The organism is Terrabacter carboxydivorans (assembly GCF_039532035.1).
Lineage (GTDB): Bacteria > Actinomycetota > Actinomycetes > Actinomycetales > Dermatophilaceae > Terrabacter > Terrabacter carboxydivorans.
Genome location: NZ_BAAARE010000009.1, coordinates 18,252 through 39,736 on the forward strand (window position 1 = coordinate 18,252; position 21,485 = coordinate 39,736).

A 21,485-nucleotide genomic window follows, 5' to 3' on the forward strand; every position below is an offset into this window, starting at 1 on the left:
GTACGGTCAGGACGCCAACAGCCGGTGACGGGACGGTGTCAGCGCGCGAGTCGCCCGATGAGCGCGGCGGCGCAGGCGATCCCGGCCACGGCACTCCCGACGAGGACACCGAAGTCGACCCAGTAGCTCGTGGGGGTCCCGAGCAGCAGGCCGCGCAGGGCCGACACCTCGTAGGTCAGCGGGTTGACGTGGCTGACGACCTGGAGCCAGCCCGGCATCATCTCGATCGGGTAGAGGGCGTTGGAGGCGAAGAAGAGCGGCATCGTGATGGCCTGCCCGATCCCCATGAGGCGGTCGCGCTTGAGAGCGATGCCGGCGATGCTCAGGGACAGGCACGAGAAGAACGCCGCGCCCAGCATGACGACGAGCACCACCCCGAGCAGCCGGAGAGGGTTCCACGTCATCGCCACGCCCATGAGGGCCGCCACGACGACGACGATGACGGCCTGGGCCACGGACCGCACGCCGGCGGCGAACGCCTTGCCCGCCACGAGCGCGGACCGGGGCGTCGGCGTCACAAGGAGCTTGGTCAGCACCCCCGCGTCGCGCTCCCAGATGATCTGGATGCCGTAGAAGATCGCGATGAACAGGGCCGACTGCGCGATGACGCCCGGCGCGAGGAAGTCGAGGTAGGGGATGCCGCCGGTGGGGATGGCGCGGATGTGGCTGACGGTCGTGCCGAAGATGACGAGCCAGAGAATGGGCTGGATCGCGCGGGTCACGAGCTCGCTGCGGTCGTGGCGCAGCTTCTGCAGCTCGACGAGGCAGAACGTGCCGACGCGCGAGACGAGCAGTGCCGGTCCCGTGCGACCGTGCTGCTCAGCCCAGACGGCGGGCGGTTCGACGAGTCGCTCGGACACCGCGCAGCCCTCCCTTCTCGACGTCGAGGTCCTCGAGGGCCTCGCCCGTGTGGTGGCGGAAGACGTCCTCGAGCGTGGCGCCCGGCCCGGCTGCCGCCCTGAGTTCGTCGGGGGAGCCGAGCGCGCGCAGGGCGCCGCGGTGCATCAGGGCGACGCGGTCGCACAGCGCGTCGGCCTCCTCCATGTAGTGGGTCGTCAGCAGCACGGTCATGCCGTGGTCACGCTGCATCTGCGCGACGCGCTGCCACACGCTGTCACGCGCGACGGGGTCGAGACCGACCGTCGGCTCGTCGAGGACGAGCAGGGCCGGCCGGTTGACGAGGGCCTGGGCGAGCTCGAGACGACGAACCATGCCTCCGGAGTAGGTCGAGGCGAGCCGCGACTCGTCGGCGCGCAGGTCGACCATGTCGAGGACCTCGTCGACCCGACTCGCCCGCTCGCGCCGTGGCACGTCGAACAGGCGGGCGAACCACTCGACGTTCTCGCGCCCCGTCAGGGCACCCTCGATCGACAGCTGCTGGGGGACGTAGCCCAGCAGGCGCCGCACGACCATCGCCTCGGTGCGCACCGACCTGCCGAAGATCTCGACCTCACCGGTCTGCAACGGCAGCAGGGTGTTGAGCAGCCGGATCGTCGTCGTCTTGCCGGCGCCGTTGGGTCCGAGCAGGCCGAAGCACTCGCCCGCCTCGACGGAGAGGCTGAGGTCGTCCACCGCCCGGTGGCTGCCGAAGCTGTAGCCCAGGGCCCGGATGTCGATGGCGGCCGTCACGGCCGTTCGCCACCCGAGCTCTGGTCACCCGTCGTGAGTGCGGTGGGTGCTGACGACGTGGCTGGGCGAGCAGACTCGCCGGACACCGGGGTCGGGCAAGACCCTGCCGGCTGCGTGGTGTCGGGCAGCGCTGCCGCGATCCGGGCGATCGTCGCGAGGGCATCGGCGAGGCGCTCGCGCTCGTCCGCCGGAAGGCCTGCGAGCGCCGTGGCCGTCGTCTGCGCGCGCCGGTCGCGCCACTGCTCGAGTCCGGCTCGCGCCGGCTCCGTCAGGTCGAGGCGCGCGACCCTGCGGTCGTCGGCGTCGCGCTGACGCACGAGCACGCCGAGACCGAGCAGCTGGCCGACCAGCGTGGAGACGGTGTTGGCGGCGAGCCCCAGCACGCGGGCCGACTCGGCCACGGTGATGCCCGGGTTGCGACGGACGACGCGCAACAGCTCGAGCTGCGCCGCCGACAGGGACAGCTCGGGCAGCGGCGCGCCCACCAGACGGCGCGAACGCCGGCGCAGCAGCCCGATGACGTCGTAGAGGTCGTCTGCCAGCCCGGCCACGTTCTCGTCGCTCACGATCGAAGATTACGTCTGTCGCAGAGGCGTGGCCAAGGGCCGCCGGCGGGCCGTGACCTACGAGGTGGGGGAACGAGAAGACCCCCGGGCTCCTGGAGCAGGAACCCGGGGGTCTCATGGTGTCGAGGGGGGGACTTGAACCCCCACGCCCGTTAAGGGCACTAGCACCTCAAGCTAGCGCGTCTGCCATTCCGCCACCCCGACAAGGTGATGCAAGGGGCTCGTGGGATTCCCTTGCGGCGAGGCGAAACGTTACACGGGGCCCGACCAAAAGACCAAACGGGCGGCTGCGGGCGGCGGGAGCCCGCGGCATACGCTGATCGGCATGAGCCACGACGACGCCGACCGCCCCGTGACGACCGCCCCAGCCGACCTCGCGGCCCCGGCCTCCGGCACCGCCGCGGCACCCGAGGACGAAGTCTCGCGCCTGTGCGCCGAGCTCATCCGCATCGACTCGTCCAACTACGGCGACGGCTCCGGTCCGGGGGAGCGCGAGGCCGCCGAGTACGTCATGGAGCAGCTCGCCGAGGTCGGCCTCGAGGGCACGCTGCTCGAGAGCGAGCCGGGTCGCGCGACCGTCGTCGTGCGGCTCGAGGGCGAGGACTCCTCGCGACCGGGCCTCGCCGTGCACGGCCACCTCGACGTCGTGCCGGCGAACGCCGCGGACTGGCAGGTCGACCCCTTCGCCGCCGAGGAGCGCGACGGCTGCATCTGGGGCCGCGGGGCCGTCGACATGAAGGACATGGACGCGATGATCCTCGCGAACATCCGTCATTTCGCCCGCACGGGCACGAAGCCGGCGCGCGACACGACCTTCGTCTTCTTCGCCGACGAGGAGGCGGGCGGGACCTACGGCAGCCACTGGCTCGTCGACCACCACCCGCAGTGGTTCGAGGGCGTCACCGAGGCGATCAGCGAGGTGGGCGGCTACAGCGTCACGGTGCCGACGCCGACGGGCCAGCAGCGGGCGTACCTGCTCCAGACCGCGGAGAAGGGCATCGCCTGGCTGCGGCTGCGGGCCCACGGCCGCGCCGGCCACGGCTCGGTGCCCAACGACGAGAACGCCATCGTCCGCCTGGCCGCGGCCATCGGCCGCATCGCAGCCCACGAGTGGCCGCGGGAGTACATCGCCTCGGTGCGCGAGCTGCTCGACACCCTCAGCACCATGACAGGCCTGTCGTCGGCCGACGACGACCTCGAGCCGCTGCTCGCCACGCTCGGCGGAGCCCAGGGCTTCGTGCGCGGCACGCTGCGCGACACGGCCAACGTGACGATGCTCGAGTCGGGCTACAAGCACAACGTCATCCCGCAGACGGCGACCGCGGCCGTCGACTGCCGCTTCCTCCCCGGCCACGAGGACGCACTCATGGCCACGATCCGCGACCTGGCGGGGGAGCACGTCGAGGTCGAGGTCGTGCACCGCGACGTCGCGCTCGAGGCGCCGTTCTCCGGCGACCTCGTCGAGTCGATGAAGCAGGCGCTGCTCCGCGAGGACCCCGAGGCGGCCGTGCTGCCCTACTGCCTCTCCGGCGGCACCGACAACAAGGCGCTCGAGCGGCTGGGCATCCAGGGCTACGGCTTCGCACCGCTCCGCCTGCCCGCAGACCTGGACTTCGCGCCGATGTTCCACGGTATCGACGAGCGGGTGCCGGTGGACTCGCTGCGGTTCGGGGCGCGCGTGCTCGGGGACTTCCTGCGGACCTGCTGAGCCCGGCGGACGGTTCAGGCCGTGCGCTGGACGCGCATGATCTTGCGCCGCAGCCACATCCGTCGCACGCCGCCTTCGTAGATCACGGTGCGCGAGAGCTCCCAACGTCCGTACTCCGCGTGCTCGCGCACCGCCTGCCGCGCCTGGGCCTTGGACGTGTGGCGGTCGAACGTGAGGACCCGGTACTCGTAATCCGTCATCGCCCACCATTCTGACACCAACCGTGACCCCACCGAGACCGTATGCGTGGTGTGGCGGACAGGTGCCCGCGGTACCGTCGCGGGGTCATCCGACCGCAGGCCCGGGACCGAAACGGCCCGTGCGGCGCGGCGAAACAGGGGAACCGCCCGGCACCGCCCGGCGTCAAGGGCCCAGGAGGTCAACACCCATGAAGTGGAACACCCGCCGCATCGCGGCAGCAGCCATCGTCCTTCCGGCGGTCCTCGGCGTCGCCGCCTGCGGCAAGAGCGAGAGCCCGGCACCCGCAGCGGGACAGACGCAGGCCACCTCGGCCGCCGCCACGAGCGCCGCACCCGTCTCCGGCCAGCCCTACAAGGACAAGGCGTCCTTCGTCGCGGCCATGAAGGCGGCCGGCAAGAACGCCACCACGGCCCACGTGACCATGGCCATGGACGCCGCCGGCCAGAAGATCGCCATCTCCGGCGACACCAAGGTCGACCCGAGCAACCCGGCCATGAAGATGTCGATGGACATGGGCAGCTCGATGAAGCTCGACATGATCCTCGTCGACAAGAAGGTCTACATGAAGGGCTTCCCCGGCCTCGCCGCCGGCAAGTGGGCCGTCATCGACAGCAACTCGACCATCGGCAAGCAGCTCTCGCAGTCGCTGGACCAGGCCGACCCGACCAAGATGTACGACCAGTTCGGCGCCGCCGTGCAGGACGTCAAGTTCGTCGGCGAGGACACCGTCGACGGCGACAAGACGTGGAAGTACGACCTGACGCTCGACACCAAGGCGATGCAGGCCCAGATGCCGGCCGACTCCAAGACGCAGATGCCGAGCACCATCGACTACACCGCGTGGCTCGACGAGAAGGACCAGCTGCGCAAGGTCACCTTCGACCTGTCCGGCGTCAAGGCGGAGATGACGATGAGCAAGTACGGCGAGCCCGTCGACATCACGGCCCCGCCCGCCGGTGAGACCGTCAAGGCGCCCATGTGACGGGTCGCTGACACCAGCGGCCGTCACCGGCAGCCGACGCGTCGGGGCGGGTGAACGCCCCGCCAACCGCGAGTGAACGATCCCGCAGCGAGCCCCGCTCGCTGCGGGATCGCTGCGTTCCCCGGGCCTTCCCGGTCTCCGAATGGGTGCTCCGGGTCGCCGGGGTCGACTACGGTCGAAGCATGACCGTCGACCCCCGCGCCGCCCTCGAGCAGCTCATCGCCGCCCTCGAACGCCACCTCGAGGCGGCGAACGCCACCCGGGACCCCGACCACCCGATGGTCATGGCCGCCGCCCAGGACCTGGCCGAGGCCTTCGACGACTACGACGAGGCGCTCTACGAGGCGACCGAGGTCGCCACCCCGCTCGCTATCTACGGCGACGACTTCGACGGCCACGAGGACGAGGACGGGAGCGAGACCCGCGTCTACGCCGGGCTCGACTCGGACGAGTACGACGAGGACGACGAAGACGACGACGAAGACGATGACGATGACGATGACGAAGACGATGACGACGACGAAGAAGACGACGACTATGAGGACGAGGACGAGGACGACCTCGACGACCTCGACTCCGGTGTGATCGGGACGAGCCGCACGGGCGCCTCGGCGGCCACGAGCGCGGCGAGCGGCGCCCGACCGGATAGCGCCTCCCGGTCCTGACCGCCCGCGACCGTGCCCTACGCGGACACGTCGTCGAGGGCTGCCACGATCTGGGACGGAAGCGACAGCTCGAGGCTCGCGAGCGCCGAGCGCAGCTGGGCCGAGGTCCGCGCGCCGACGATGGGCGCGGCGACGCCCGGGCGGTCGCGCACCCACGCCAGGGCCACCTCCGCGGGCTTGGCGGCGAGACCGCGGGCCGCCATCGCCACTGCGTCCGCGACCCTGGTCGTCTGCTCGTCGAGGAACCGCTCGGCGAAGCCGGGGAAGTCGGCCGAGGATGCGCGGGACCCCGACGGGATCCCGTTGCGGTACTTGCCCGTCAGCACTCCGCGTCCCAGCGGCGACCACGGCAGGAGGCCGAAGCCGAGCGACGTGGCAGCCGGCGTGACCTCGTGTTCGGGCGAACGGCATACCAAGGAGTATTCGATCTCGTTGGCCACCAACGGAATTCGTGCCGACTCCAGCAGGCTGAAGGCGCGGGCGGACTGCCAGCCGGAGTAGTTGGACACGCCCACGTAGCGCGCCCGACCGGAGGCCGCCGCCCACTCGAGGGCCGAGAGCGTCTCTGACAGCGGGACGTCGTCGGACCAGGTGTGCACCAGCCAGAGGTCGACGTGGTCGGTGCCCAGTCGACGCAACGACGTCTCGAGCTGGGACATGAGGCCACGCCGCGACACGTCGACCCGGCGCTGGCCGCCCGACCGTGAGATGCCCGCCTTGGTGCAGATGACGATGTCGTCCCGGGCCACCCCGTCCGCGAGCAGGCTGCCGAGGATGGTCTCGGCGTCGCCGCCGCCGTAGCCGTATGCCGTGTCTACGAGGTTGCCACCCGCCTCGACGAAGGCGCGCAGGTGGTCGCCGGCCTCGTGGCGGTCGACGGCGTTGCCCCACAGCATGGTCCCGAGTGCCAGTGGGGTGACCGTGAGACCGGACGAGCCGAGACGCCTGCGCATGCCCCGAACGCTAGTGGGCGACACCGCACTCGCGGCGACCGGCACGACGAGGACAGCGCCGGTAGCCTGCCGGACATGAGGATCGGTGTGAATCTCGGCTACTGGGGACGCGGCACGACGGGGGCGGACCAGGTGGCGATCGCCCGGGCGGCCGACCGGCTCGGCTACGACAGTGTGTGGGTGGCCGAGGCGTACGGTTCCGACAGCCCCTCGATGCTCGCCTGGATCGGTGCCCTGACCGAGCACGTCGACCTCGGGTCGGCGGTGATGCAGATCCCGGGGCGCACCCCGGCGATGACGGCGATGACGGCCGCCACGATCGACACCATGTCGGGTGGCCGCTTCCGGCTCGGTCTCGGCGTCTCGGGCCCGCAGGTCAGCGAGGGCTGGCACGGCGTGCCGTTCCGCAGCCCGCTCGGCCGCACCCGCGACTACGTCGAGATCGTGCGCGCCGCGCTCCGGCGCGACACGGTCACCCACGCGGGTCCCCACTACCCCCTGCCGCTGCCGGACGGCCCCGGCAAGGCGCTCAAGCTGTCCGCCCGACCCGTGCGCGCCGACCTGCCGGTCTACCTGGCCGCCGTCGGGCCCAAGAACCTCGAGCTGACCGGAGAGATCGCCGACGGCTGGCTCGCCATCTTCTTCAGCCCGGAGCACGCCGGCGACCTGCTCGCGACGCTCGAACGTGGACGGCGGCGAGCCGGACGGGGGAGCGTCGAGGCGCCCATGGACGGTTTCGACGTCGTGGCCACCACACCGGTCGTGCTCGTCGACGACGTCGAGGCAGCGGCCGAGCACGTGCGCGACTACTGCGCCCTCTACATCGGCGGCATGGGCTCGCGGGAGCAGAACTTCTACAACCAGCTCGCCTGCCGGATGGGCTTCGAGGAGGACGCGGCCCGCATCCAGGACCTCTACCTCGCCGGACGCCACCGGGAGGCCGCTGCGGCCGTGCCGCTCGAGTTCATCGACGAGACGGCGCTGCTCGGCTCGCCGGAGCGGGTCGCGCGCCGCCTCGGCCGCTACGAGGCGGCGGGCGTGACGACGCTCGCCGTCGCTGTCGGAGGCGGCATGTCTCGCGACGAGGCCCTCGCGACGCTGCACGTCGTCGCCGGCATCGCGGGACTCGAGGCGCCTGCGGCCGGGACCGGCCAGGGCGACCCCGGCACCCCGGACGTTTCCTGAGACTTCGCCTGTGAGCCGCCCGCCGCGGCTGCTCCGGCGGACCGTTGTGGATAGGGTGCGACGTTGTGCCCGGCGGCCGTCGTCCCCGACAGCGCCGGGGCACGTCCCGTCCCTCTGCGCAGAAGGCCCACCCTGACCCATGGCTGACCTCAGCTACCTCGATGCCGTCATCCTCGGCGTCGTCGAAGGCCTCACCGAGTACCTCCCCGTCTCCTCGACCGGGCACCTGACCATCACCGAGCAGATGCTCGGTCTCAAGGTCGACGACCTCGCCGTGACGGCCTACACCGCCGTGATCCAGCTCGGCGCGATCGCGGCGACGCTCCTCTACTTCTTCAGGGACATCGTCCGGTTCGCCGTGGCCTGGTTCCGCGGCCTGGGCAACGTCGAGGCCCGCACCGACCCCGACTACGGCCTCGCGTGGGCCGTCGTCATCGGCTCGATCCCGGTCGGGATCGTCGGCTTCGTGGGACGTCACGCCATCGAGAGCACGCTGCGCAGCCTCTGGGTCGTCGCCGGTGCCCTCATCCTGTGGAGCATCGTCATCGTCGTAGCCGAACGCATCCACAGCCGGCTCGAGGCGCGCGGGGTCCTGCGCGGCGAGCACGACGTGCGTCCGGTCGACGGTCTCGTCATCGGCCTGATGCAGTGCTTCTCGCTCATCCCCGGCGTGTCCCGCTCGGGTGCCACGATCTCGGCCGGCATCGCGCGCGGCCTCGACCGGGTGACGGCCACGCGGCTCAGCTTCTTCCTCGCGATCCCGGCCCTGACCGCAGCCGGCCTCTTCCAGGCCGTCCAGGAGAAGGACGGCCTGCTGACCCTCGGGCTGGGCCCCGTCATCGTCGGCCTCGTCGTGGCGTTCGTCGTCGCCTACGCCTCGATCGCCTGGCTGCTGCGCTTCGTCGCGAGCAACAGCCTGATCCCGTTCGTCTGGTACCGCGTCATCCTCGGCGTCGTGCTCGTGGGCCTGCTGGCCACGAGCGTCATCAGCGCGACCTGAGCGCAGCTCCCCACCGGCCGGTCGACCCGGCCCGACACCGATGGCCGCCTCCCCGCTCGGGAGGCGGCCGTCGGCGTCCTCAGAGCCATCCCGAGCGCTTGAAGGCGCGGTAGAGACCGATGCAGGCCGCCGCCATGACCCCGATGGCGACGAAGTAGCCGTAGTAGAACTCCCTGCCCCCGAGGTGCACGCTAGCCGTGAGCTCGGGGATGCTCTGGAAGTTCATCCCGTAGATCCCGGCGATCATGGTGGGCACCGCCGCGATCGCCACCCAGGCGGAGATCCGTCGCATGTCCTCGTTCTGCTTGACCGAGACGCTCGCCAGATGGGCCGACAGGACGTCCGTCAGCAGCCGGTCGTAGGACTCGACGTGGTCGTTGACGAGGCGCAGGTGGTCCGCGACGTCGCGGAAGAAGGGGAGCATCTCCTCGGTCAGGCCGTGGCCGCGGGCGCGCTCCATGAACTGGGCCAGGGTGTCCGCGAGCGGCTGGCTGGCCCGGCGGAACTCGAGGACCTCGCGCTTGAGGCGGTAGATGGTGTTGGCCTCACCACCGACGTCCGAGGCGAACACCTGCTCCTCGATGGCCTCGAGGTCCTTGCGCACCTCACGGTCGACGACGATGTAGTTGTCGACCACGGAGTCCATCACGGCGTGCAGCACCGTCATGGAGCCGTGCTCGAGCCGGTCGGGCTCGGACTCGAGGCGCTGGCGCACCCCCGCCAGGGGGTTGCCCTCCCCGTGCCGCACCGTGACGACGAACCGGTCGCCGATGAAGAGCATGACCTCACCGGTCTCGATGTCGCTCGTCGCCTCGATGTACCGCAGCGTCTTGAGCACGACGAAGACCGACGACTCGTACTTCTCGATCTTGGCCCGCTGGTGGCCGTTGACGGCGTCCTCGACGGCCAACGGGTGCAGGTGCAGCTCCTGGTTGACGAGCTCGAACTCCTCGTCGGTCGGGTCCTTGAGCCCGATCCAGAGGAAGCCGTCCTGGGTCAGGCGCAGGACGTCCAGCTCGTCGCTGAGGTCCCCGCAGCCCTGCCGACGGCCGTTGCGGTAGATGGCCTTGTCCACGATCACGCGGTCTACTTCACCACGTCCGCCCGTCGGCGTCTCGCACGCCGTGGATGCCGGTGGCGGCGTGGCGGCACGCGGCCTGCGGGTTAGGGTGACGAGCGTGCCCACCGTTCTCTTCGTGCGCCACGGGCGCTCCACGTCCAACACCGCCGGGACCCTGGCCGGCTGGATGCCCGGAGTCTTCCTCGACGAGACGGGCGAGGCCCAGGCCGCCGCGGTCGGGCAGCGTCTGGCCGCAGCCGTCCTGCCCGTCGTCGAGGTCGTCAGCTCGCCCCTGGACCGCTGCGTGCAGACCGCGGACCTGCTCTGCGCCCCGCTGCCGCAGCACGTCGCGCGCAGCATCCACGAGGGTCTGGGGGAGTGCCGCTACGGCGCCTGGACCGGGCGCCCGATCACCGAGCTCGCCAAGGAGGAGCTGTGGAAGGTCGTGCAGGACCGACCCAGCGAGGCGCGCTTCCCGGACTCCGCGGCATACCCCGCGGAGTCCATGACGCAGATGCAGGACCGGGCGCTGCGTGCCGTCCGCGAGATCGACGCGCGGATCCTCGAGACGCACGGCAAGGACGCGGTGTGGGTCGCCGTGTCCCACGGTGACGTCATCAAGTCGATCCTGTCGCACGCCACCGGTGCCCACCTCGACGACTTCCAGCGGATCAACGTCGACCCGGCCTCGGTCAGCGTCGTGCGCTACACCAGCCGCAAGCCTTTCGTGCTGAGGCTCAACGACATCGGCGGTGACCTCTCCGGGCTGCGGCCCCCCGAGAAGCCGGCGGCCGACGACGGCGACGCCGTGGTGGGCGGGGGCGCCGGCGGCACCGGCGCCGTCGGATAGGGTCGATCGCATGACGGTCCAGGACTTCGATCCCGCCGACCGGTTCGTGGCCGGGACGGTCGGCCCCGCCGGCCAGCGGGCCTTCTACCTCCAGGCAAGCACCGGTCCGCTCGTCGTGACCGTCGGGGTCGAGAAGCAGCAGGTCTCCATCCTCGCCGACCGGATCAACGACGTGCTCGACCAGCTCGCGCCCGCAGCGGCGACCGAGCCCGGCCAGCCCGGTGGCGAGCCCGAGGACACCGACCCGCTGCAGACGCCGTTCGACGAGGACTGGCGGGTGCAGACCCTGTCCCTGGCCTGGGACGAGGACGCGCAGAAGCTCGTCATCGAGTGCCACGACCACGACCCGGACGAGGTCGACGAGGACGCCGACGACGAGGTGGGGCCCCTCGGGCGCAACTCGCTCCGCGTGACCCTGACACCGGCCGAGGCCCGCGCCTTCGCCCGGCGCAGCAACGCCCTGGTGGCCGCCGGCCGTCCGCCGTGCCCGTTCTGCGGCAACCCGCTCGACCCCACGGGCCACATCTGCCCGCGGGCCAATGGCTACAAGCGCTGACGGGACTCCGTCGTCGGTCGACCTGACCGGCGAGCTCGAGGTCCTCGGTCGGGTCACCGACTCCTCCAACCTCGCCGTCGTGGCGCGGCTCTCGACGCTGCCCGGTGGTCACGTCATCTACAAGCCGATCCGGGGGGAGCGTCCCCTCTGGGACTTCCCGGACGGCACCCTGGCCGGGCGTGAGGTGGCGGCCGAGGTCGTCTCCGGGCTCGGCGGCTGGGACGTCGTGCCCCCGACGGTGATGCGCGACGGCCCCCTGGGTCCCGGTTCGGTGCAGCTCTGGATCGGCGACCCCTTCGACCCCGTGGCCGACGACGTGGTCGTCGACCTCGTGCCCGAGGGCCGCACGCCGGCCGGGTGGCGTGCCGTCTTCGACGGCGAGACCCCGAGCGGGTCGGCAGTCACGGTGGTGCACTCCGGGGCCGACGACGTGCGGTCGCTCGCGGTGCTCGACGCCGTCCTCAACAACTCCGACCGCAAGGGCTCCCACTGCCTGCGCGACGCGGCCGGACGTCTGTGGGCCATCGACCACGGCGTGACCTTCTCGCCCACCCCCAAGCTGCGCACGGTGCTCTGGGGCTGGGCGGGGGAGCCGCTCGCCGCTGCCGACGTGGACCGGCTCACCCGCCTGCGCCGGGCGCTCGAGGACGATGCCGCCCTCGACCGCCTCCTCGCGCTCCTCCCCGAGGACGACGTCGAGGCCCTGGCGCTGCGCGTCGTGGCCCTGCTCGACCGCGGCGTGCACCCCTTCCCGAGCCCTGACTGGCCGTCGGTCCCGTGGCCCCCGCTGTGATCGCGCCGAGGCCCTGAGGCCTCGCCGGTCCGGCCGGTCCTGAGGTGTGGTCGTCGCCGGGATAGAGTCTGCGCGTGAGAAGCTGGCCGACGCCGTTCATCCCCAAGGTCCCCGGCCGTGCACCCGAGGTGCGAGTCCGCGACACGGCATCCGGCGAGCTGGTGCCCGCCGCCCGTGGCGAGGTCGTGACGCTCTACGTCTGTGGCATCACGCCCTACGACGCGACGCACATGGGGCACGCAGCGACCTACGTGACGTTCGACCTGCTCGGCCGGGTCCTGCGCGACAGCGGGCACCCGGTGCGCTACGTCCAGAACATCACCGACATCGACGACCCGCTGCTCGAGCGGGCCGAGCGTGACGGCCTCGACTGGCGCGACCTCGCCACGCGCGAGATCGCGCTCTTCCGCGAGGACATGACCGCGCTGGCCGTGATCCCGCCCGACGAGTACCTCGGCGCGGTCGAGAGCATCCCCACCTTCGTCGGCCCCATCGAGAAGCTCGTGGCCGACGGCTGGGCGTATGCCGTGCCCGCACCCGACGCGTCACGTGAGGGCGCGCACGACGTCTACTTCGACGTCTCCAGGGACCCCCGCTTCGGCTCGGTCAGCCACCTCGACGAGGCCGGCATGATGGAGGTGTTCGCGGAGCGCGGGGGAGACCCCGACCGTGAGGGCAAGCGCAACCGGCTCGACGCCCTGCTGTGGCGGGCGCACCGCGAGGGTGAGCCCGAGTGGGACGGTGCCGGCCTCGGGTCCGGGCGTCCCGGCTGGCACATCGAGTGTGCGTGCATCGCCCTCGACCACCTCGGCATCCCCGTCGACGTCCAGGGCGGCGGCACCGACCTCGTCTTCCCGCACCACGAGATGAGCTCGGCCCACGGCCGGGCGCTCAGCGGGTCGAGCTCCTTCGCCGGCTCGTTCGTGCACCAGGGGATGGTGGGCCTCGACGGCGAGAAGATGAGCAAGAGCAAGGGCAACCTCGTGCTCGTCTCCCGGCTGCGCCGCGACGGCGTCGACCCCATGGCGATCCGGCTGGCCCTGCTCGCCCGCCACCACGCGCACGACTGGATGTGGACCCACGACCAGCTCCTCGAGGCCCAGCAGCGCCTCGAGACCTGGCGCGAGGCGCTGTCGGGCAACGGCGGTCCGGTCGCCGACCAGACGGTCGACGACATCCGCGCCGCGCTCGCCGACGACCTCGACAGCCCGAGGGCGCTCGAGGCGGTCGACCGCTGGGCGAGCCAGGCGCTGAGCCGTGGCGGCGACGACCCGGGCGCCCCGGGCGTGCTGGGCCGAGCCCTCGACGCGCTCCTCGGGATCCGGATCTAGTTCGGCGCCACGGGCGCACCGCGCCCGCCCGGCCTGCTGCTCGGAACCGAACGCAGCGTTCGGTCGCGAACTCACTGTTAGACCAGTGCTTTCGAGACCGAACGCTGCGTTCGGTGGTGGGCGGCCGGGGGTGGGATGGTCGGCGGTCCGGGAAGGCTTGAGGGCCGGTCAGCGACCGGTCTGGTCGTCGTCGCGACCACGGAGGTAGCGCTCGAACTCGCGAGCGATCGCGTCACCGCTGGCCTCGGGAAGCTCCGCGGTGTCCTGGGCCTCCTCCAGCGACTGGACGTACTCGGCGACCTCTTCGTCGGACTGCGCCAGCTCGTCGACGCCCCGCTCCCAGGCGCGGGCGTTCTCCTCGAGCTCGCCGTGGGGCACGGTGACCCCGAGCAGCGACTCGATGCGGCGCAGCAGGCTCAGCGTGGCCTTGGGTGAGGGGGCTCCACCCGCATAGTGCGGCACGGCGGCCCAGGCAGAGACCGTCGGGATGCCGGAGTCGGAGGCGGCGTGGCTGAGCACCCCGACGATGCCGGTCGGGCCCTCGTAGCGCGAGGCCTCCACGTCGAAGCGGTGGATCGCGGCCTCGTCCTCGGCGGTCGCCGTCACGGGGATGGGCCGGGTGTGCGGCACGTCCGCGAGCAGGGCGCCGACGGTGACGATGGTCGTGACGCCGAACCGCTCGGCGAGGTCCAGCAGCTCGACCGAGAAGGCGCGCCACCGCATCGAGGGCTCGATGCCCTGCACGAGCACGACGTCGCGCTCGAGGCCCGTCTCGGTGGCGACGAGGATGCGCGTCGTGGGCCAGGTCAGCGAGCGGCGGCCGTCCTCGAGCGAGACACGGGGACGGTTGACCTGGAAGTCGTAGTACTCCTCGGGGTCGAGGGCCGCGACGACCTCGGCGTCCCAGACCTCGGCGAGGTGGCGGACCGCGCTCGTGGCAGCCTCACCCGCGTCGTTCCAGCCCTCGAAGGCCGCGATGAGCACCGGGTCGTTCAGCTCCGGCACGTCCTCGAACTCCAGCACCATGTCTCCTTCGCCGTGGTCGCGGTCGCGTCCGCCCCTTCAGCCTAGGACCTGCCGCGGCTGATGCGCCGGAGTCCGGCGGGCGCGTCCGGGGCGCATCCCGTGCGCGTCCCGGACCATGGCCCGGGCGCCTGCCCGGCCTCGCCGGCCGTGCGACAGGGCCGGGACGGGGTATGCCGTCGGGTGGCGCCGGGTGCCCGCAGTGCGGGCGCCGAGGCAGCCGCTCGGGCAGGTCCGTAGAATCGGGCCGGTCCCGTCACTCGGCACGAGACCCGTGCCGCCGAGAGGAGCCACGTTGTCCCAGTCGCAGCAGCGACCCGACGCCACCGAGAGCCTGACCGCCACGCTCGGTCAGCGCATCATGATCCTCGACGGCGCCATGGGCACGGCCATCCAGCGTGACCGCCCGGACGAGGCCGGCTACCGCGGTGAGCGCTTCGCGGACTGGCCGAGCGACGTCCAGGGCAACAACGACCTGTTGACCCTGACCGCGCCCGAGATCATCGCCGGCATCCACCGCGAGTACCTCGAGGCCGGCGCCGACATCATCGAGACCAACACGTTCAACGCCAACGCCATCTCGCTGTCGGACTACGGGATGGAGGAGCTCGCCTACGAGCTCAACCACGAGGCCGCCGCACTGGCGCGCCGCGAGGCGGACGCCATGACGGAGCGCACCCCCGGCCGGCCGCGCTACGTCGCCGGCGCGCTCGGGCCGACGACGCGTACGGCCTCGATCTCTCCCGACGTCAACGACCCCGGCGCGCGCAACGTCTCCTACGACGACCTGGTCGCGGCCTACCTCGAGGCGGCCCGCGGCCTCGTCGACGGCGGCAGCGACCTCATCTTCATCGAGACGATCTTCGACACCCTCAACGCCAAGGCGGCGATCTTCGCGGTCGAGACCCTCTTCGAGGAGCAGGGCCGACGCTGGCCGGTCGTCGTCTCCGGCACCATCACCGACGCCTCGGGGCGCACCCTCTCCGGTCAGGTGACCGAGGCCTTCTGGGACTCGATCCGGCACGTGTCGCCGCTCGCCGTGGGCCTCAACTGCGCCCTCGGCGCCAAGGAGATGCGGCCCTACATCGCCGAGATGGCTCGTCTCGCCGACTCCTTCGTGTCGTGCTACCCCAACGCCGGGCTGCCCAACGCCTTCGGTGAGTACGACGAGGCGCCCGACGAGACCGCCGGCATCGTCGGCGAGTTCGCCGAGGCCGGGCTCGTCAACCTCGTCGGCGGCTGCTGCGGCACCACGCCCGAGCACATCGCGGCCATCGCCAAGGCCGTGGACGGCAAGCCCACGCGGACGCCCTCGACGGTCGTGCCCGCCATGCGCCTGTCGGGCCTCGAGCCGTTCACCGTCACCGACGACAGCCTCTTCGTCAACGTCGGTGAGCGCACCAACATCACCGGTTCGGCCCGCTTCCGCACGCTGATCAAGGACGGCGACTACGACACCGCGCTGTCCGTCGCGGCCCAGCAGGTCGAGAGCGGCGCCCAGGTCATCGACGTCAACATGGACGAGGGCATGATCGACGGGGTCGCGGCCATGGACCGCTTCCTCAAGCTCGTCGCGAGCGAGCCCGACATCAGCCGTGTGCCGGTCATGGTCGACTCCTCCAAGTGGGAGGTCATCGAGGCGGGCCTCAAGTGCGTGCAGGGCAAGGCCATCGTCAACTCCATCTCCCTCAAGGAGGGTGAGGAGCCGTTCCTGCGGCAGGCGCGCCTCGTGCGCAAGTACGGCGCCGCGGCGGTCGTGATGGCCTTCGACGAGGACGGCCAGGCAGACTCGCTCGAGCGACGCAAGCAGATCTGCTCGCGCGCGTACCGGCTGCTCGTCGACGAGGTCGGCTTCCCCGCCGAGGACATCATCTTCGACCCCAACGTCTTCGCCGTGGCCACCGGCATCGAGGAGCACGCCTCCTACGGGCTGGACTTCATCGAGGCGACCCGCTGGATCAAGGAGAACCTGCCGGGCGCCAAGGTCTCCGGCGGCATCTCCAACGTCTCGTTCAGCTTCCGGGGCAACAACCCGGTGCGCGAGGCCATCCACGCCGTCTTCCTGTACCACGCGATCGCGGCCGGGCTCGACATGGGCATCGTCAACGCCGGTGCGCTCGCCGTCTACGACGAGGTCGACCCCGAGCTGCGCGAACGCATCGAGGACGTCGTGCTCAACCGACGCCCCGACGCCGCCGAACGTCTGCTCGAGATCGCCGAGGAGTACAACAAGGTCGGGCAGGCCGCCGAGGTCAGCGAGGAGGAGTGGCGCGCCCTGCCCATCGGCGAGCGCATCACGCACTCCCTCGTCAAGGGCATCGACGCGCACGTCGAGGCCGACACCGAGCTGCTGCGCGCCGAGATCGCCGAGCGCGGAGGACGCCCCATCGAGGTCATCGAGGGACCCCTCATGGACGGCATGAACGTCGTCGGTGACCTCTTCGGAGCCGGCAAGATGTTCCTTCCGCAGGTGGTCAAGAGCGCCCGCGTCATGAAGAAGGCCGTCGCCTACCTCATCCCCTTCATCGAGGAGGAGAAGGCGAAGGACCCGTCGCTGGCCACGGCCAAGGACACCAACGGCACCATCGTCATGGCCACGGTCAAGGGCGACGTCCACGACATCGGCAAGAACATCGTCGGCGTCGTGCTGCAGTGCAACAACTACGAGGTCATCGACCTCGGTGTCATGGTGCCGGCCCAGAAGATCATCGACGCCGCCCGGGAGCACCAGGCCGACATCATCGGGCTGTCGGGACTCATCACCCCGTCGCTCGACGAGATGGTCGGGTTCGCCGCCGAGATGCAGCGCCAGGGGCTGACGATCCCGCTGCTCATCGGTGGGGCGACCACGTCGCGCGCCCACACGGCCGTCAAGGTCGACCAGCGCTACGACGGCCCGGTCGTCTGGGTCAAGGACGCATCGCGCTCCGTGCCGACCGCCGCCGCCTTGCTGAGCGACGAGCTGCGACCGAAGCTGCTCGCCCAGGTCAAGGAGGACTACGACTCCCTCCGCGCCCGCCATGCCGGCAAGCAGGACCGCCCCCTGCTCACGATCGAGCAGGCCCGCGAGCGGAGCACGCCGATCGACTGGTCCGGCTACCGCCCGCCGCACCCGCACTTCCTGCTGCAGCAGGACCACGACGTCTCGTCGCTGACCCGGTCGCACCGGATCTCCCAGCACGTCAAGGTCTTCCACCAGTACTCCCTCGCCGAGCTGCGGCGCTACATCGACTGGCAGCCGTTCTTCAACGCCTGGGAGATGAAGGGCAGCTTCCCCGACATCCTCAACAACCCGGCCAGTGGTCCGGCCGCGCGCAAGCTCCACGAGGACGCCCTGGCGATGCTCGACCGCATCGTCGAGGAGAAGTGGCTGACCGCCAACGGCGTCATCGGCTTCTTCCCCGCCAACTCGGTGGGCGACGACGTCGAGGTCTACCTCGACGACGCGCGCACCGAGCGGCTGACCGTCCTGCACCACCTGCGTCAGCAGGGCGAGCACCGCGAGGGCGTGCCCAACCGGTCGCTGGCCGACTACGTCGCTCCGCGGGGGACCCAGGACTGGATCGGGGGCTTCGCCGTGACAGCCGGTCTCGGGGCGGGCGAGCGCGTCGCGGCCTTCCGGGCCGAACTCGACGACTACAACGCGATCCTCCTCGAGTCGCTGGCCGACCGCCTCGCGGAGGCGTTCGCCGAGCGCATGCACGAGCGGGTCCGCAAGGAGTTCTGGGGCTACGCGCCCGACGAGCACCTCGACAACGTGGCGCTCATCAAGGAGCAGTACGCGGGCATCCGTCCCGCTCCCGGCTACCCGGCATGTCCCGAGCACACCGAGAAGGACACCCTGTGGCGCCTGCTCGACGTCGAGGCCAACACGGGCATGACGCTCACCGAGAGCATGGCCATGTCGCCCGGGGCGTCGGTCAGCGGCTGGTACCTCTCGCACCCGCAGTCGCAGTACTTCGTCGTCGGCCGACTGGGCCGCGACCAGGTGCAGGACTATGCCGACCGCAAGGGCTGGACGCTCGCCGAGGCCGAGCGCTGGCTCTCCTCGAACCTCGCCTACGACCCGGAGGACTGACCCGGTGACCCTCTCGCACACCACCGAGCCCGACGACGTCGTGGTCCCGGCCCTTCCCGCAGCCGTGCTGTGGGACATGGACGGCACGCTCGTCGACACCGAGCCCTACTGGATCCAGGCGGAGCACGAGCTCGTCGCGGAGCACGGCGGTGAGTGGAACGACGAGTTCGCCCACCAGCTCGTCGGCAACGCCCTCGAGGTGTCGGCCCAGCTGATCATCGAGAAGTCGGGGATCACCCTGACCGTGCCCGAGATCATCGACGCCCTCCTCGGACGCGTCATCGCCCAGGTCGAGCGCCGCGTGCCGTGGCGACCGGGGGCCCGGGAGCTGCTCCTCGAGCTGGGGACGCTGGGGGTGCCGTCCCTGCTCGTGACCATGTCGTGGCGCTCGCTCGCCGACATGGTCGTGGGACGCCTCCCCGAGGGTGCGTTCGAGCACCTCGTGACGGGTGACGAGGTGAGCCACGGCAAGCCCCACCCCGAGCCCTACCTCGCGGCCGCCGGCCTCATCGGCGTCGACCCCGCCGACTGCATCGCCATCGAGGACTCACCGTCCGGGGTGCGCTCCGCCACGGCCGCCGGGGTGCCGACCATCGCGATCCCGCACGTCGTGCCGGTGCCGCCGATCGACGGCGCGGTGCACATCGACACCCTCGCGGGGGTCCGCGCCGCAGACCTCACGACGATCGTGGCGGGCCTGCGGTCGTCTCGCTGAGACGGGCCAGGGTCAGCAGCTGACGGCGCATCATCACGAGGTCGCCCCAGGCGAGAGCGCCGTTGCGGCCCCTGGGCGAGTGCCGTGTCGGCGCGGGGGAGCGCGATGTCGCCGCGCAGCGTCGTGCGCGGTGTCGCGCCGGGCAGCGCCACGGTCTGGTAGATCAGGGGCAGCCGACCGAAGAGACGTATGCCGGCCGGTTCGGTGATCTCGAGGGCGAGCATCTCGTCGGGCACCCAGTCCACGAGCGTGAAGACGGTCGCGAACCGCTGGCCCACCTCGAGCGAGTCGAGGCCAGGAGTCAGGGTGCGCGGGCTCCGGCGCCCGAGGTTGTCGACGAGGTCGTAGCTGTACGGCGCCACCCGCAGCTGGCACAGCCAACGGAAGACGACGGACTGCGCGGCGCTGACCGTGACGGCGCGACTCACGACCGGGCCGTCATGCCCAACGAGGCGTGCCGGCATACGCGATCGTCCGAACTCGCCCCAGCGCCAAGGCAGCTCGGATCGCGACGTCAGCGCACAGGCAGAGTCGTCACTCACCGGCGACCCTTGCGGCGGGAGGCACCCCCGCGCGTGGCGCCCTTGCGGCCGGCCGCCAGGCCACGCCGTGGAGTGGAGTGCTGCGCGCGACCCGACGACGTCTCGCGTCGGCTCGCCCGAGCGGCGGGATCAGCCTTGGGGGACGCGTCCGACCCGCCGCCTCCGCGGGTGCTGCGCTCGGTGCGCCCGCGCACGATGCCGATGAACTCCTCGATGCGTGGGTCCCCGTCGTCGACGCGCCAGGCCAGGCCGATCCTTGACGGCGCGACACCAGTGACGGGACGGTGCAGGACGTCCTTGCGGTGGTGCAGTCGCGCGACCGACATCGGCACGACGACGATGCCGGAGCCGGTGGCCACGACCGAGACGGCCTGCTTCGTCGTCATCGGCGGCATCGCGATCGACCGCTCGAGCGCCTCGGGGGTGGCCACGGCCCGCCACTCCGGCACCGAGCCGGGGTCCTGCATGAGGACGTCGTCGGCGAGATCCTCGACGGCCACCTCGTCGACCGCCGACACGACGTGCTCCTTGGCCACGACGACCACCGGGACCTCCTCGTAGAGGGGGATCACGTGCAGGCCCTCGCGCTCGACCGGGAGCCGGAGCAGCACCATCGAGGCGGACCCGTCCCGCAGGTGGACGAGCGCGTCGGCGTCCTCGACCGGCAGGGCCTCGAGGGGTGAGTCGGGCAGGCGCTGTGCCCAGACGCGCAGCCACTTGTCGGGCGTCACCCCGGGCACGAACTCGACCCGGAAGGCGGTGTCGTCGCGGGCGAGCCCGTCGGTCTGGTCGTCCACCGCTGCGTCGTCCGTCACCGTCCGAGCGTAGAGGACGTCGCAGGGCCGGCCTCGGACGCGGCGGCGAGGCGGAGCGACGCGGCAGCGACACACCGAGCCGGCAGCGGTGCCCCTGCACGGGAGGGAGCCGCGCGCCGGGGTGGCGCGCGGGGGTCCGGGGGCGCCCTAGGCTTGCCCCATGCCGAAGCCGCAGACCATGAAGCCCCAGACGGCCGCGAAGAAGCTCGGCGTCCTGCTGGCCGAGACTCCCGCCGAGTTCCAGGAGGGCGTCGTGAGCCGCGACGAGCTCAACGCGCTGCAGGCCGAGCCGCCGGAGTGGCTGGCCACCCTGCGCCGCAACGGCCCGCACACCCGTCAGGAGACGGCACGCCGCCTCGGCATCTCGAACTCGGGCCTGACCCGCAGCGGCATCGGCGAGCACCTCACGACGGACGAGATCAAGGCCGTGCTCGACGAGATGCCCGACTGGCTCGTGGCCGAGCGCGACATCCTCGCGCAGGTCCGCGCCGAGGAGGCGCGTCTCAAGGCGCGCGACGCCGAGCGCGCCTGAGCCACGCCGCCCTCGCATCCGCCGAGGGCCACTGCAAATCGGCTGGCACGGCCCCGGCCGCGGCGACGACACTGCTCGGGTGGACGTCGAGGTCACCGGTGGGGTCGTGCGTGGCAGCAGCGAGGGCGGGCTCGCCGTCTTCCGCGGGATCCCGTATGCCGCGCCGCCCGTCCCGTTCTCGGCGCCCCGTCCCGTCCGTGCGTGGGACGGAGTGCGGGACGCCACCGCCTTCGGGCCGCCGCCGCAGTCCGGGTCGTTCGGGATGGACACCCTGGGCGAGGCTGGGGCGACGAGTGGCTGA

General features: G+C 71.5%; 21 protein-coding genes and 1 tRNA gene. 13 read left to right on the forward strand and 9 right to left on the reverse strand.

Annotated elements, in window-relative coordinates:
- Positions 1-38: 38 nt before the first annotated feature.
- From ABD297_RS10980 to ABD297_RS10995, 4 genes are all read right to left on the reverse strand, one after another.
- Positions 39-860: an ABC transporter permease gene (locus ABD297_RS10980; protein WP_344254973.1), complete on the reverse strand. Its 822-nt coding sequence runs from the start codon at positions 858-860 to the stop codon at positions 39-41.
- Positions 820-1,629 (reverse strand): ABC transporter ATP-binding protein, encoded by an 810-nt coding sequence (locus tag ABD297_RS10985; RefSeq protein WP_344254974.1) that lies wholly within the window; start codon positions 1,627-1,629, stop codon positions 820-822. Before ABD297_RS10985 ends, ABD297_RS10980 begins: the two co-directional genes overlap by 41 nt.
- Complete coding sequence (locus ABD297_RS10990) at positions 1,626-2,195, reverse strand: MarR family winged helix-turn-helix transcriptional regulator (RefSeq protein WP_344254975.1); 570 nt, start codon at positions 2,193-2,195, stop codon at positions 1,626-1,628. The genes ABD297_RS10985 and ABD297_RS10990 overlap by 4 nt, the downstream gene beginning before the upstream one ends.
- 117 nt (positions 2,196-2,312) lie before the next feature.
- Positions 2,313-2,399 (reverse strand) — tRNA-Leu (locus ABD297_RS10995).
- Positions 2,400-2,520: 121 nt separating this feature from the next.
- Between ABD297_RS10995 and ABD297_RS11000 the strand changes: the two genes are divergently transcribed.
- Positions 2,521-3,903 carry a M20/M25/M40 family metallo-hydrolase gene (locus ABD297_RS11000; RefSeq protein ID WP_344254976.1) on the forward strand — a complete coding sequence of 461 codons (1,383 nt, stop codon included), beginning with the start codon at positions 2,521-2,523 and terminating at the stop codon, positions 3,901-3,903.
- A 14-nt stretch (positions 3,904-3,917) separates the two neighbouring features.
- Here the strand turns inward: ABD297_RS11000 and ABD297_RS11005 are convergent, their stop codons facing one another.
- Positions 3,918-4,103: a DUF5703 family protein gene (locus tag ABD297_RS11005; protein WP_030146024.1), complete on the reverse strand. Its 186-nt coding sequence runs from the start codon at positions 4,101-4,103 to the stop codon at positions 3,918-3,920.
- A gap of 188 nt (positions 4,104-4,291) precedes the next feature.
- Between ABD297_RS11005 and ABD297_RS11010 the strand changes: the two genes are divergently transcribed.
- Both ABD297_RS11010 and ABD297_RS11015 read left to right on the forward strand, forming a co-directional pair.
- On the forward strand, positions 4,292-5,086 hold the full coding sequence (locus tag ABD297_RS11010; RefSeq protein ID WP_344254977.1) for an SCO4651 family lipoprotein: 795 nt from the start codon (positions 4,292-4,294) through the stop codon (positions 5,084-5,086).
- A gap of 182 nt (positions 5,087-5,268) precedes the next feature.
- Positions 5,269-5,751 (forward strand): hypothetical protein, encoded by a 483-nt coding sequence (locus tag ABD297_RS11015; protein WP_344254978.1) that lies wholly within the window; start codon positions 5,269-5,271, stop codon positions 5,749-5,751.
- 17 nt (positions 5,752-5,768) lie between these two features.
- Here ABD297_RS11015 and ABD297_RS11020 read toward each other — a convergent pair whose 3' ends face one another.
- Positions 5,769-6,704, reverse strand: coding sequence for an aldo/keto reductase (locus tag ABD297_RS11020; protein ID WP_344254979.1), 936 nt, complete (start codon positions 6,702-6,704; stop codon positions 5,769-5,771).
- Positions 6,705-6,779: 75 nt separating this feature from the next.
- Here ABD297_RS11020 and ABD297_RS11025 point away from each other — a divergent pair, with 75 nt between their 5' ends.
- Together ABD297_RS11025 and ABD297_RS11030 are read left to right on the forward strand one after the other, a co-directional pair.
- The gene (locus tag ABD297_RS11025; protein ID WP_344254980.1) at positions 6,780-7,889 is read left to right on the forward strand and encodes an LLM class F420-dependent oxidoreductase; all 1,110 of its coding nucleotides are present in this window, start codon (positions 6,780-6,782) and stop codon (positions 7,887-7,889) included.
- 139 nt (positions 7,890-8,028) lie between these two features.
- Entirely contained in the window at positions 8,029-8,889 is an 861-nt protein-coding gene (locus tag ABD297_RS11030) for an undecaprenyl-diphosphate phosphatase (RefSeq protein ID WP_344254981.1), read from the forward strand.
- A gap of 79 nt (positions 8,890-8,968) precedes the next feature.
- Here the strand turns inward: ABD297_RS11030 and corA are convergent, their stop codons facing one another.
- Entirely contained in the window at positions 8,969-9,970 is a 1,002-nt protein-coding gene (gene corA / locus ABD297_RS11035) for a magnesium/cobalt transporter CorA (protein WP_344254982.1), read from the reverse strand.
- A gap of 97 nt (positions 9,971-10,067) precedes the next feature.
- On the opposite strand from corA, the gene ABD297_RS11040 reads away from it, so the two are divergent.
- From ABD297_RS11040 to mshC, 4 genes are all read left to right on the forward strand, one after another.
- A complete protein-coding gene (locus tag ABD297_RS11040; RefSeq protein WP_344254983.1) occupies positions 10,068-10,799 on the forward strand; it encodes an MSMEG_4193 family putative phosphomutase in 732 nt (243 codons plus the stop codon).
- A 10-nt stretch (positions 10,800-10,809) separates the two neighbouring features.
- Positions 10,810-11,355 (forward strand): DUF3090 domain-containing protein, encoded by a 546-nt coding sequence (locus ABD297_RS11045; protein WP_344254984.1) that lies wholly within the window; start codon positions 10,810-10,812, stop codon positions 11,353-11,355.
- Entirely contained in the window at positions 11,339-12,148 is an 810-nt protein-coding gene (locus ABD297_RS11050) for an SCO1664 family protein (protein WP_344254985.1), read from the forward strand. Before ABD297_RS11045 ends, ABD297_RS11050 begins: the two co-directional genes overlap by 17 nt.
- 74 nt (positions 12,149-12,222) lie before the next feature.
- The gene (gene mshC, locus ABD297_RS11055; RefSeq protein ID WP_344254986.1) at positions 12,223-13,479 is read left to right on the forward strand and encodes a cysteine--1-D-myo-inosityl 2-amino-2-deoxy-alpha-D-glucopyranoside ligase; all 1,257 of its coding nucleotides are present in this window, start codon (positions 12,223-12,225) and stop codon (positions 13,477-13,479) included.
- A 168-nt stretch (positions 13,480-13,647) separates the two neighbouring features.
- On the opposite strand, the gene ABD297_RS11060 is transcribed toward mshC, so the two are convergent.
- Positions 13,648-14,502: a PAC2 family protein gene (locus ABD297_RS11060; RefSeq protein ID WP_344255159.1), complete on the reverse strand. Its 855-nt coding sequence runs from the start codon at positions 14,500-14,502 to the stop codon at positions 13,648-13,650.
- A 295-nt stretch (positions 14,503-14,797) separates the two neighbouring features.
- On the opposite strand from ABD297_RS11060, the gene metH reads away from it, so the two are divergent.
- Together metH and ABD297_RS11070 are read left to right on the forward strand one after the other, a co-directional pair.
- Positions 14,798-18,580 (forward strand): methionine synthase, encoded by a 3,783-nt coding sequence (gene metH, locus ABD297_RS11065; RefSeq protein ID WP_425581160.1) that lies wholly within the window; start codon positions 14,798-14,800, stop codon positions 18,578-18,580.
- A 4-nt stretch (positions 18,581-18,584) separates the two neighbouring features.
- Positions 18,585-19,295 carry an HAD family hydrolase gene (locus ABD297_RS11070; protein WP_344254987.1) on the forward strand — a complete coding sequence of 237 codons (711 nt, stop codon included), beginning with the start codon at positions 18,585-18,587 and terminating at the stop codon, positions 19,293-19,295.
- 538 nt (positions 19,296-19,833) lie between these two features.
- Here the strand turns inward: ABD297_RS11070 and ABD297_RS11075 are convergent.
- Positions 19,834-20,652, reverse strand: a complete 819-nt coding sequence (locus tag ABD297_RS11075; protein ID WP_344254988.1) for a LysR substrate-binding domain-containing protein — start codon at positions 20,650-20,652, stop codon at positions 19,834-19,836.
- A 160-nt stretch (positions 20,653-20,812) separates the two neighbouring features.
- Here ABD297_RS11075 and ABD297_RS11080 point away from each other — a divergent pair, with 160 nt between their 5' ends.
- A complete protein-coding gene (locus ABD297_RS11080) occupies positions 20,813-21,184 on the forward strand; it encodes a DUF5997 family protein (protein ID WP_344254989.1) in 372 nt (123 codons plus the stop codon).
- A 79-nt stretch (positions 21,185-21,263) separates the two neighbouring features.
- Complete coding sequence (locus ABD297_RS11085; RefSeq protein ID WP_344254990.1) at positions 21,264-21,485, forward strand: carboxylesterase family protein; 222 nt, start codon at positions 21,264-21,266, stop codon at positions 21,483-21,485.